Genomic DNA, 11,415 nt, shown 5'->3' with positions numbered 1-11,415 from the left:
TGTGTGGAACCACCCCTTCCCTTCCCGAACAGGACCGTGAAACGCACATGCGCCGATGATAGTGAGGTCCGCCCTCGTGAAAGTAGGTCATCGTCAGACTAACCCACAAAACAAAGCCCTGCTCTCAGAAGAAAGCAGGGCTTTGGCGCGTCAACGCGCCCCAAAAACATGAACGCCGCCCACAGCGCGCTCGAAAACGCGGCAAGGCTGACGTTCGGTCGGGCGCGTAGTGGGGGATGAGTCAGTCGCGTGCTGGTACGAGCAGCTCCGCTTCGCCGTCGAGAACGACTGCCCCTCGCACAGTGCAAACCGTCGAGAAAACGGCGCGGCGCTTTTCGACTTTCAGCTCCTTCACCGTAACACGCGCAACGACCGTATCACCGACCTTGACCGGTGCCTTGAACTTGAGGTTCTGGGAAAGGTAGATGCAGCCGGGACCGGGCAGGCGGGTTCCGAAGACGGCGGAGATCAAGCCTGCGGAGAGCATGCCGTGCGCGATGCGTCCGCCAAACATCGTGCTGGCAGCGAACTCTTCGTCCAGGTGTACGGGGTTGGTGTCACCCGAAACGCCAGCGAACAGCAGGATGTCCGCTTCGCTGACGGTGCGTGAGACTGCGGCGTTCATGCCAACGGTGAGGTCTTCGAATCGATATCCATAAACTTCAGCGAAATCGCGGGCCGTGCTGCTCATGTTTTTCTCCTGGGGTGGGTGAGGGGTCTAGCCTCGGAAAGCTACCGTCTCCACATGCTAAAATCAATGCTCGCGGGATGTGTCGATCTGCGGTTTTTCTCGAATCTGTTGTTTCGACTGATTTTTTAACTTCGACTCTTGGTCGATGAGCGTGATCGATTTAATAGGCGTGCATGGGTCGATCAGCTATCTTGGTGGCGACCTGGCAGACCGGAAGGTCTAGCCGACGAACACGACCACGGACGCAGAGGTTCTCCATGCTGAAGATCTTCAGCCATTACCTACCAACGCATACGCTGCATCAGGTCTTGTTCGATGCTGCGCTGTTGTTCATCGTGGTGCTGGGGGCTGTTGCCTTCCAGGCTGCGCCCGGCGCCCTTGACTGGGCGGCGTGGGTGCCTGCCGCGCTGGTGTTCGCGGCATCCATGATCGGTCTCAATGCCGCGATGGGCTTGTACCGGCCTGTGTATCAGCGTTGCCGCAGGCAGGCGTTTGCGCGCGTGGCACTCTCCCTCGTCGTCAGTGTGCCGGTGGCGTACGTGACGTTTGGCCTGATGCCCTGGCCGGAGATCGCGCCGCACCCGATGCAGGTGAGCATCCTTGTCTTGTTGTGCTCGCTGCTGATGCTCAGGGTGGTGGTCAATCAGCGCCAGGCTGCAGGTTTCTTCGTGCCCCGTGTCCTGATCGTGGGGACCGGACGGGATGCCCTGGCTGTGTACAGGGATCTGACGCGGCCTTTGCAGCGCAGCGTGGATGTCGTGGGGTTCCTTCCTGTGGGTGGGCAGGAGCGTGTCGAGGTCGAGCCACGTCAGGTTTTGCCTCCGGGTAGCCTGCTTGACGTTGCTGGCAAGCTCCGTGTAGACGAGGTGATCGTCGCTGTGCGCGAGCGGCGAGGTGGGGTTCTATCCCTGCGCGAACTGCTCGATTGCAAGCTTGGTGGTATCCGGATCCTGGATCTGTCCACTTTTTTTGAGCGCTCGCTCGGTCAGATTCGGCTGGATTCGCTGCGTGCGAGTTGGCTGATCTACGGTGATGGCTTTCGTCAGGGGTGGGCGCGGACCTTCATCAAGCGGGTGTTCGACCTTGTGGTTGGTTCGCTTCTCCTGATTCTGGCCCTGCCAGTGATGATCATCACTGCGATATTGATCCTGCTTGAGGATGGTGCGCCAGTGTTCTATGGCCAGGAGCGCGTGGGGCTGGGCGGAAAGCCATTCCGTGTGATCAAGTTCCGTAGCATGCGCCGCGATGCGGAGCGTGATGGCAAGCCTCGTTGGGCGAGTTCGAACGATGATCGCGTGACCCGCGTGGGTCGGGTGATCCGCAAGCTTCGCATCGACGAGTTGCCGCAGCTCTTCAATGTGCTTGTCGGTGACATGAGTCTGGTGGGGCCGCGCCCCGAGCGTCCCTACTTCGTTGATCAGCTTACTCAGCAGATTCCGTTCTACGCGGTTCGGCATTGCGTCAAGCCGGGCGTGACCGGTTGGGCGCAGGTGCGCTATCAGTATGGTGCGTCCGTTGATGACTCGGCCGAAAAGCTGCAGTACGACCTGTACTACGTGAAGAATCACACGCTCATCCTCGACACCTTGGTGTTGTTCGAGACCGTGCGCGTCGTGCTGACGGGCGAGGGTGCGCACTGAGTGCAGCCGTTCAGCGCCGGCCCGGGGCAGGTGAGGAGGCCTGATCTTGGGTGAGATCGCGACGTGGGGCTACGGAATTGCCGGTGCCGCCTATCTGCTTTTTGCGCTGTATATCTTCGTCGCTTGGCGGGGAGGGTTGCCTGGCGGTGTATTGCTCGCCGCGGTCGTGCTGTCCAGTGCTTGGGCGATCGCGTCGTCGTTCAATGTTGCCGGCGAGGGCGTGGCGGGCTTGCTCGCGGCTGCATTGCTCGACGTGCTGCGTGGTGGTGCCTGGTTTGCATTCCTGATCATTCTTTCCCTGCCATTGTGGGGGCGGCGTCTGCGCTGGCCGGCGCTGCTCGCGCTTGCCGTGCTGCTGGCCCAGTTCGCCGCGCTCGCGACCGAGGCTGTCGTCGATCGCGCAGCGTTGCCCGTACAGCCGGCCTTGGTGGCCTGGCTCGCGCACGCGGTTATTGGTCTAATGCTGGTCGAGCAGCTGTACCGGGGGCTTCCGGCCAACTCGCGGTGGGGTATCAAGCCGCTTTGTCTGGCATTGGCGGCAGGGTACATCTTTGACCTTTATCTTTTCGCCGACGCGTTCCTGTTCTCGCGAATCGATTTCGACGTCTGGGCGGTTCGCGGTCTCGTACATGCCTTGCTCATTCCGCTGATCGTGCTTGCGGGTATCCGCAGTCCGTCGTGGACGCTCAGGATGTCCGTTTCGCGCGAGGTGGTCTTCCACTCGACAGCGCTGGCTGGAGCCGGGGTCTATCTGCTGGTCATCGCGGGGGCAGCGTACTACGTGCGCTACTTCGGCGGTGATTGGGGCCGGGCGCTGCAGATGACCCTGCTGTTCGCCGGCATGGTCCTGCTTGGCGCTCTGTTGTTCTCGGGCAGCTTGCGAGCACGCTTGCGCGTCCTGATCAGCAAGCACCTGTTCTCGTACCGCTACGACTACCGCAATGAGTGGCTGCGCTTCACCCAGGCGCTGTCATCGAGCGACTCGGGGCTCGACCTTGGACAATCGGTGGTCAAGGCGCTGTGTGACCTCGTCGAGAGTCCGGGAGGGGGGCTCTGGTTGCGCGACGCGTTTGGCAACTTTGCAATGCATTCGCGCCTCAATCAGCCCGCGTCCGACTGGGTCGAGGCGCAGGATTCCGTTTTTGTCCGCTTCCTGGATGAGCGCGAATGGGTCATCAACCTGGCGGAGTTCCGTGCGCGGCCGGGGCACTACGAGGGCCTGGTGCTGCCCTCTGGCTTGTCCGATCTTGGTGACGCGTGGCTGGTGATTCCCCTCAAGGCTTCGGACAAGCTCATCGGCTTCGTCGTGCTTGGCTCGCCGCGCACGCCGTTCGAGATCGACTGGGAGGTGCTGGACCTGCTGAAGACCGCACAGCGACAAGCTGCGGGCTATCTCGAGCGGATGCTCGCCGCCGAGGCGCTACTGGAGGCGCGCAAGTTCGATTCCTTCAATCGCATGTCGGCCTTTGTCGTGCACGATCTGAAGAACCTCGTTGCGCAGCTCTCGCTGATGTTGCGCAACGCCGAGCGGCATCGAGACAACCCGGAGTTCCAGCAGGACATGCTCGAAACCGTTGCCCATGTTGAGGCGCGCATGCGCGGGCTGATGACACAACTCCAGGAGAAGCGCTCGATCGATCCCCCGCGGCCAGTCGAGCTTGTCACGCTCCTCGAGGCGGTCTGTCATTCGAGGCGGGCACTGCGGCCAGCGGTCGAACTGCGGCTCGAAGCGGCAGCGCCGCTCGAGGTCAACGCGCATCCGCAGCGGCTGGAGCGAATCATTGGGCATGTCGTGCAAAATGCACTGGATGCCACGGATGAGGATGGTAAGGTGGCCGTGACCGTAACCGAGGCCGGCGATGCGCTGCAGGTTGTGGTAGAGGACAGCGGTTGTGGCATGACCGCGGACTTTCTTCGCGAGCGATTGTCGCGACCCTTTCAGACGACCAAGACGAGCGGCATGGGGATCGGTGTGTTCGAGACACGCCAGTATCTCGGTGAGATTGGTGGTCAAGTCCGTTTCGAGAGCGAAGTGGGCAAGGGGACGCGTGTGACGATAACCCTGCCGCGCAATCAGCGCGGCCAGTGATCCCGGTATCGGGGGCAGGAGTAACGGAATCCCATGTCAGACAAGCAGCGAACGCTTTTGATCGTCGAGGACGACCCGGCGCTGCAGAAACAGATGCGCTGGGCGCTCGACGCTTGTGACACGGTTGTGGCCGGTGATCGTGAGAGTGCGATTGCGCAACTGCGCAAGCATGAGCCTGCGGTCGTCACGATGGACCTTGGCCTGCCGCCCGCGCCCGATGATGTCACTGAAGGCTTCAGGCTGTTGCGAGAGATCCTCACGCTTGCGCCCGATACCAAAGTCATCGTGCTCACCGGCCAGCATGACCGTGAGAATGCGGTGAAGGCGGTAGGAATGGGGGCCTACGATTTCTTTGCGAAGCCCTTCGAGCCCGAACTGCTGATCCTCACCATCGATCGCGCTTTCCGCATGCACGACCTGCAGATGGAAAATGCGCGCCTGTCTGCGCTGCAGGCGGGGCCCCTGTCCGGTCTGCTTACGCGCGACCCGGCGATGCTCAAGATCTGCCGAACGATCGAGAAGCTGGCCTCGGCCTCGGTGACGGTGGCCCTGCTTGGAGAAAGCGGGACGGGCAAGGAGATCCTTGCGCGCGGCCTGCATGCACTGTCGCCGCGCGCCAACGAGCGTTTCGTGGCGATCAACTGTGCCGCCATCCCCGACGCTCTGCTCGAGAGCGAGCTTTTCGGTTACGAGAAGGGGGCCTTCACCGGTGCGGTCAAGCAGACCCAGGGCAAGATCGAGACCGCTCACCGTGGCACGCTCTTCCTCGACGAGATCGGCGATCTGCCGCTTCCTCTGCAGGCCAAGCTGCTGCGCTTCCTGCAGGAGCGCTGCATCGAGCGCATCGGTGGGCGCGAGGAGATACCGGTCGACGTGCGCATCGTATGTGCAACGCACCGTGACCTGAAGGCGCAGATCCACGCCGGTGTATTCCGCGAGGATCTCTACTACAGGTTGGCCGAGATCGTCGTGGAGATTCCCGCGTTGCGTGAGCGCGAGGGTGACGCGACCTTGCTTGCGCACGCATTCGCGCAACGTTTTGCGCGTGATAATGCACGGCGTTCGCTCGTACTTGCCGATGATGCGTTGTCGGCGATCGAGGCGCATCGCTGGCCCGGCAACGTGCGCGAGCTCGAGAACTGCATGAAGCGCGCCGTCATCATGGCCGAGGGCGACTGCATCACCGCAGCCGACCTCGGACTGCAGACGCCCGACGAAAGTCTCGAGCACCTCAACCTGCGCCAGGTTCGCGATGAGGCCGAGCGCGGTGCCGTGCTCAAGGTGATGGCACGCACGAACGGCAATGTTGCCCGCGCAGCCGAGATACTCGGCGTGAGCCGGCCCTCGCTCTATGATCTGCTGGGCCGCTTCGGCCTCAAGAAGGAGAATGGTTCGTGAGTCAAGAAAACCACTCGATGCCTCGTAGCAGCTGGTCCCGTGCTGCGGGTGGGCTGGCGGTGACCGCGCTGGTGTCCGCCCTGTTGACGGGCTGCGGCGCCAGTGCCGAGGAGATGCTCGGGTCGGCCAAGGACTACATCGCAAAGAACGACCTCACCGCGGCCAGCATCCAGCTCAAGAATGCGCTGCAGGAAGATGGCAGCCTGACCGAGGCGCGTTTCCTGCTGGGCAAGATCAATCTCCAGCAGGGCGAGATTCCAGGTGCCGTCAAGGAGTTGCGCCGTGCCAGCGAGCTGGGGCATGCGCGCGAGGAGGTCATTCCGCTATTGCTGCAGGCGATGGTCCGCGCCGGCGAGTTCGACGCGGTGCTCAAGGAGTTCGAAGGCACCCGCCTGCCCGACGCAAGAGCGCAGGCTGTAGTGTTTGGCGCGCTTGGCGACGCCCACTTTGGCAAGGGCGATGTCGACAAGGCGCTCAAGGCCTACCGCGATGCGATCGCGGCCGATCCGGCCCAGGCCGATGCCCGCGTCGGGCTGGCTCGTGCCCTGTTGGTCAAGGGCGAACTCGATGCTGCGGAGGCTCAGGCCAGGGATGCGATCGCCCGTGCCGAGGCGCATGCAGAGGCACATGCAGTGCTGAGCGACATTCTCGTCAGCAAGGGAGACCTTGATGCGGCGGTGCAGGCGCTGCAGGCTGCACTCAAGGCCTCGCCCGGGACCGTCCACTATCACTTCAATCACGTCTCTCTGCTGATGCGCAAGGGACAGTTCGAAGAAGCCGAGCGGGCACTGGCCGCCATGCAATCGGTTGCGGCTGCCCATCCGACCACGCGCTACCTGCGTGCCTTCATGGATTACCGCGCCGAGCGCCTGAGCGAAGCGCGCGATGGCCTGATGCAGGTCCTCAAGCAGGCGCCGAACTATCTTCCCGCTGAGCTCCTCGCCGGCACGGTGATGGTGCGCATGAACGAGCATGTGCTCGGGCGCACACATCTCGGGCGAGTGCTGGAGCGCGCGCCCGGACAGCTGATGGCGAGGCAGATGCTCATCGCGTCGCATCTCGCCACCGGCGACGCGACGCGCGCGCTCGAATTGCTCCAGCCCATGCTGCAGATGCCCGATCCGAGCCCCCGCGTACTGGCGCTGGCGGGGCAGGTGTTCATTGCCAACAACGACTACCAGCGTGCCGAGGAGTATTTCGCCAAGGCGGCCGAGGCTGCCCCGGAGGATGCCCGCGCGCGCTTGCGCCTGGGGGTGGCACGCATGGCCAGCGGCGATGCCGATGCCGCGTTTGCCGACCTGGAGTCCGCCGCACAGATGGACCAGGCCGCGATTCAGGCCGACCTTGCCCTTGTCGTGGCGCATCTGCGCAGGGGGGAGGCGGACAAGGCCCTCGAGGCGCAGCTGCAACTCGAGCAGAAGCAGCCCGACAACCCGCTGGTGCACAACCTGCGCGGTGGCCTGATGCTCGCGAAGCGCGACGTTCCCGCGGCACGTGCCGCGTTCGAAAAGGCGCTCGCGCTGCAGCCGGGTTATCTTGCTGCAGCGGTCAACCTTGCGCGTCTGGATCTCGCAGAGCGTCAGCCGGAGGGCGCTTTGGCACGGATCAGGGCGGTCATCCAGCGCGATCCGCGAAACGTGGAAGCACACCTTGCCTTGGCCGAACTGCAGCGCGCCACCGGCGCAGCTGCTGCGGAAGTACTTGCCACCCTGGAGCGCGCCGACGGTGCCGCACCGGGCGGTGTAGCGGCTAATCTCGCCCTGGTGTCACATCACCTGCAGCAGCGCGAATTCCCGCGTGCGCTGCAGGTTGCGCAGAAGCTGGCCGCCGCGCACCCTGACGAGGTGCGTGCGGTCGAAGCCCTTGCCCGGGCGCAGGTCGCTGCGGGTGACAGCCAGCAGGGTATCTCCTCGCTCAACCGGCTAGCGGGTCTGATGCCGCGTTCGCCGCAGCCGCACTTGTTCCTTGCCGAGGTCTACACCATGCTGGGCGACAAGACGGCGGCGGAGCAGTCGTTGCGCCGCGCACTCTCCATCGCGCCCGCCGCGGTTGACATCCAGCAGCGTCTGATCGCCGCTGTGATGGCGCGCGGCGACGCCGCTGAGGCGCTGCGTATTGCCCGTGACATCCAGGCTGGTCAGCCCGATGCACCCATCGGGTACTTCTTCGAAGCCGAAATCCATGGTGTCGGGCGCGACTGGAAGGCCGCGGAGGCCGCTTTCCGCAAGGCGCTGGAGCGCAACGGCGGCGCCCAGGTGGTCAGCAGGCTACATACCGTGTTGTTGCTTGCCGAGCGCAAGGCCGAGGCTGACCGCCTGGCGGCAGACTGGTTGCAGAAGAACCCCACCGACATCGCCGTGCGCGGATACCTTGCCGAGCGGGCGCTCGTCGATGGCAGGCATCGTGACGCCCACGACCTCTTCGCGCGCATGCACGAGATGGCGCCGCAGAACGCGCTCATCCTCAACAACCTCGCGTGGACTGCCAGCCAGGTCAAGGATCCGAAGGCGTTCGAGTACGCCGAGCAGGCTTTGCGCCTGGCGCCGGACAACCCTGCGATCATCGACACCGTGGGCATGATCCAGGTCGAGCGCGGAGACTTCGATGCCGGGGTGACCAATCTCGAGCGCGCGGTGAAGCTGGGGCCGGATCTGCTGCCGCTGCATCTCAACCTTGCCCGCGCCTACGTCAAGGCCGGGCGTGCGAATGATGCGCGCAGCCAGCTCGATGCCCTCCTGCCACGCCTCAAGGATGGGACGCCGATTCACGCTGAGGCCAGCGAGCTGCGGAAGTCGCTGTGAGCGCAGGTACGGGGTTGTGGGCGCGGCGAGCGTGCGCTTCGCCAGACGTGCGTATCCGGCTGGCGTCGATGACAGAGATCTGCCATACATGAATCATGGTCGATAGCGCATTCGGTCTCACACGCAGGTCCTCCACATGCCGCAGTGACGGTGAGTGGCGCGCACGCCTGCACCGTATGCTTGTGGGGGTTTGCCTCGCCGGTGTCGGTACGGCGCCTGTTGGCGCGGTGAGCAGCGATGTCGTCGCGGCGGCGTTCGCGCAGCAGGCGCGCTACCTCGCCGAGGAGGCGCTGGGTTACGAGCATGGCGAGGGCGTGCCCCGCGATCAGGTCTATGCAGCGCGGCTGTACTGCGAGTCGGCTCGACTCGGTGATGCCGAAGGTATGTACGCCCTTGGCTGGATGTACGCCAACGGGCGCGGCGTGGAGCGCAACGACGCCTATGCGAGCACCCTGTTCGCAATGGCTGCCAAGCTCGGACATGCGCACGCCGAGCGCATGTTGCGCTTCACCGGTGAGGCGGCGGGCGATGTGCCGAGCTGCCTGCATACGCCGGCCGAGATCATGCCGCCGCGCTGGCCGGTCGAGGCGCTCGTGGCGCGCCTGCCTGCGGAGCGGCAGGAGGTTGCCCGCCTGCTCATTACACTGGCGCCCAGCTACGGCATTCAGCCGCAACTGGCGCTTGCGATCGCGCTCACCGAGTCGGCACTGAACCCGCAAGCCCTGTCACCCAAGAACGCCATGGGGGTCATGCAACTCATCCCGGAGACGGCAGCGCGCTTCAAGGTCACCAAGCCCTATGATCCCGAGCAGAACATTCGCGGGGGACTTGCCTACCTGCGCTGGTTGCTCGCCTACTTCGAGGGCGATGTTGCACTGGCTGCGGCCGGCTACAACGCGGGCGAGGGAGCGGTGGACCGTTTTCGCGGCGTGCCGCCGTACCGGGAAACGCAGGCCTATGTCGAGCGTATCCTGCGCCATGTCGGGCAGGGGCGGCATCCGTACGACAGTCGCGTGGTTGCGCCCAGTCCGCGCCTCAAGACCCTGCGCCTGGCGAGCCAGGAGGATCACGACTCATGAGCGCGCGCCGCCCGTCACCGCGGTACGATCCGACCCGTCGCCGCCTGCTGGCGGCCGCGCTAGCCCTGCCTGGGGCGCTGTTCCTGCCGACGGGCGCACGTGCCGATCTCGTCGCCACGGTGCCGCGTATCAAGCCCTCGATCGTGGCGGTGGGCACCTACCAGCGTACCCGCAGCCCGGCTTTCCAGTTTCGCGGCACGGGTTTCGTCGTTGGCGATGGGCAACTCGTCGCCACCAATGCGCACGTCCTGCCCGAGCGTCTCGATACGGCCAACATGGAGGCCCTCGTCATCGTGCTGCCGGGGGACGGGCAGACCGGCACCGTGCGCACGGCCAGCGTCGCCGCGACCGATCGCGGTCGTGACCTTGCCGTACTCAAGCTCGGCGCAGGGCCGGCCTTACCCGCTCTGCGCCTGGCTGCCAGTGGCGGCGTACGCGAAGGGCAGGAAATCGCCTTTACCGGCTTTCCGATCGGCAACGTGCTCGGCATGACGCCGGTCACGCACCGTGGCATCGTCTCCGCGATCACGCCGATCGGCATTCCGCAGGCCAATGCCCGCGACCTCAATCCCGCCCTGGTTCGCCGCCTCGCAAACGACGTCTTTCGTGTCTACCAGCTCGACGCCACCGCCTATCCAGGCAACAGCGGCAGCCCCCTGTACGATCCGGCAAGCGGCGCCGTGCTGGGCGTGCTCAACATGGTGTTCGTCAAGGGTACGAAGGAGAGCGTGTTGTCCGACCCCTCGGGCATCAGTTACGCGATTCCCGTCGAGCATCTGCACCGCCTGCTCGGCGAGGTGAGGTAGGCGGAAGCCTGGCGTTCAGGCCGGTGCGAGGATGTCCTCGGCCAGCGCCGCAGGGGTGGACACTGCACGCCAGTGCGGCGCCATCTCGCCGGCCTCCAGGCTGCCGTAGCCCCAGGTGGCGGCCAGGAAGGGCAGGCCATTGGCGTCTGCAGACTCGCCGTCCTCGCTGCGGTCGCCCACGTAGACCGCCTGGTCGCGGGGAATCGCACGGTCCTGCATCAGGCGCGCGATCATGGCGGCCTTGTTTGGCAGGCGTGGCTCGAATGCGTCCAGGGCATACACGGCAGCGAAATGACGGCTCCAGCCCAGGTGGTCGAGAATCAGCCGTGTCGGGTGCAGGCGCTTGTTGGTGGCGATCGACAGCGTACAGCCTGCCGCCGTCAGGCGCTCGAGCATTTCCGTCACCCCGCCGTAGGCCGCCGTCTGGCGGTATCCCGTGTTGTCGTAGCTGGCCTTGAAGTGCCCGGCGAGGGTGTCGAGCAGTGCGCTGTCCTTGCTGCCCGTCAGCATCTGCAGGGTCTCGAGCAGCGGCGGACCGACGATGCCGGCGTCGATCGGCATCACGGGCTCGCAAGCCGCAGCCACAAACGCTTCGCGGTAGCTGGCGAGGATGGCAGGGGCTGAATCGATCAGGGTGCCGTCGAGGTCGAACAGCACGTGCGGGTAACGGAGCATGCAGGCCGGAGACCAATGTGCCGCGCACGGCGTGCCGCAGCCGTGCAGCGCGGAGGGGTTGAATTGTCGAATTGGTCCGTCACCAGGAATCGAAAAGCAGGTGAGGGGCCAATGTTTATAGGGTTCTGCTCTCTGGCTCTTTCTCGATACCGTCAAAAATACCGTCATCAATGTGAGTCTGGCCAATTTTCGGGGGAAGACACATCGGCCTCAACCTGCGGCGATGATACAACAAG

General features: G+C 64.5%; 8 protein-coding genes and 1 rRNA gene. 7 read left to right on the top strand and 2 right to left on the bottom strand.

The genetic code is table 11. From position 1 onward, the window contains the following. Positions 1-99 (top strand): 5S ribosomal RNA (rrf, locus tag P7F68_RS19985); the annotation flags it as partial. Between the two features lie 142 nt (positions 100-241). Here rrf and P7F68_RS15075 read toward each other — a convergent pair. After that, entirely contained in the window at positions 242-691 is a 450-nt protein-coding gene (locus tag P7F68_RS15075; protein WP_002927682.1) for a MaoC family dehydratase, read from the bottom strand. A gap of 257 nt (positions 692-948) precedes the next feature. On the opposite strand from P7F68_RS15075, the gene P7F68_RS15070 reads away from it, so the two are divergent. The 6 genes from P7F68_RS15070 to P7F68_RS15045 all read left to right on the top strand — a co-directional run bounded on the left by P7F68_RS15070 (position 949) and on the right by P7F68_RS15045 (position 10,504). Next, positions 949-2,331 (top strand): TIGR03013 family XrtA/PEP-CTERM system glycosyltransferase, encoded by a 1,383-nt coding sequence (locus P7F68_RS15070; RefSeq protein WP_002927680.1) that lies wholly within the window; start codon positions 949-951, stop codon positions 2,329-2,331. Between the two features lie 46 nt (positions 2,332-2,377). Then, entirely contained in the window at positions 2,378-4,420 is a 2,043-nt protein-coding gene (gene prsK / locus P7F68_RS15065) for an XrtA/PEP-CTERM system histidine kinase PrsK (protein WP_277834340.1), read from the top strand. Between the two features lie 33 nt (positions 4,421-4,453). Continuing rightward, the gene (gene prsR / locus P7F68_RS15060) at positions 4,454-5,818 is read left to right on the top strand and encodes a PEP-CTERM-box response regulator transcription factor (protein ID WP_277834339.1); all 1,365 of its coding nucleotides are present in this window, start codon (positions 4,454-4,456) and stop codon (positions 5,816-5,818) included. Positions 5,819-5,835: 17 nt separating this feature from the next. Further along, positions 5,836-8,619: an XrtA/PEP-CTERM system TPR-repeat protein PrsT gene (prsT, locus tag P7F68_RS15055; protein ID WP_277834337.1), complete on the top strand. Its 2,784-nt coding sequence runs from the start codon at positions 5,836-5,838 to the stop codon at positions 8,617-8,619. A gap of 176 nt (positions 8,620-8,795) precedes the next feature. After that, positions 8,796-9,698, top strand: coding sequence for a transglycosylase SLT domain-containing protein (locus P7F68_RS15050; protein ID WP_002927668.1), 903 nt, complete (start codon positions 8,796-8,798; stop codon positions 9,696-9,698). Next, positions 9,695-10,504 (top strand): S1 family peptidase, encoded by an 810-nt coding sequence (locus P7F68_RS15045; protein WP_002943710.1) that lies wholly within the window; start codon positions 9,695-9,697, stop codon positions 10,502-10,504. Before P7F68_RS15050 ends, P7F68_RS15045 begins: the two co-directional genes overlap by 4 nt. Positions 10,505-10,519: 15 nt before the next feature. Here the strand turns inward: P7F68_RS15045 and P7F68_RS15040 are convergent, their stop codons facing one another. After that, positions 10,520-11,179 (bottom strand): HAD family hydrolase, encoded by a 660-nt coding sequence (locus tag P7F68_RS15040; protein WP_002943707.1) that lies wholly within the window; start codon positions 11,177-11,179, stop codon positions 10,520-10,522. Between the last annotated feature and the right edge of the window lie 236 nt (positions 11,180-11,415).

The sequence above is a fragment of the Thauera mechernichensis genome (assembly GCF_029588855.1).
GTDB classification, from domain to species: Bacteria; Pseudomonadota; Gammaproteobacteria; order Burkholderiales; family Rhodocyclaceae; genus Thauera; species Thauera mechernichensis.
This window is presented reverse-complemented; position numbering and strand designations above follow the sequence as displayed.

Excerpts from the sequence above, each read along its gene's own strand:
- prsR (WP_277834339.1), top strand. The coding sequence starts at position 4,454 with ATGTCAGACAAGCAGCGAACGCTTTTGATCGTCGAGGACGACCCGGCG.
- P7F68_RS15070 (WP_002927680.1), top strand. The coding sequence starts at position 949 with ATGCTGAAGATCTTCAGCCATTACCTACCAACGCATACGCTGCATCAG.
- P7F68_RS15050 (WP_002927668.1), top strand. The coding sequence starts at position 8,796 with ATGCTTGTGGGGGTTTGCCTCGCCGGTGTCGGTACGGCGCCTGTTGGC.
- P7F68_RS15045 (WP_002943710.1), top strand. The coding sequence starts at position 9,695 with ATGAGCGCGCGCCGCCCGTCACCGCGGTACGATCCGACCCGTCGCCGC.
- prsT (WP_277834337.1), top strand. The coding sequence starts at position 5,836 with ATGCCTCGTAGCAGCTGGTCCCGTGCTGCGGGTGGGCTGGCGGTGACC.
- P7F68_RS15075 (WP_002927682.1), bottom strand. The coding sequence starts at position 691 with ATGAGCAGCACGGCCCGCGATTTCGCTGAAGTTTATGGATATCGATTC.
- P7F68_RS15040 (WP_002943707.1), bottom strand. The coding sequence starts at position 11,179 with ATGCTCCGTTACCCGCACGTGCTGTTCGACCTCGACGGCACCCTGATC.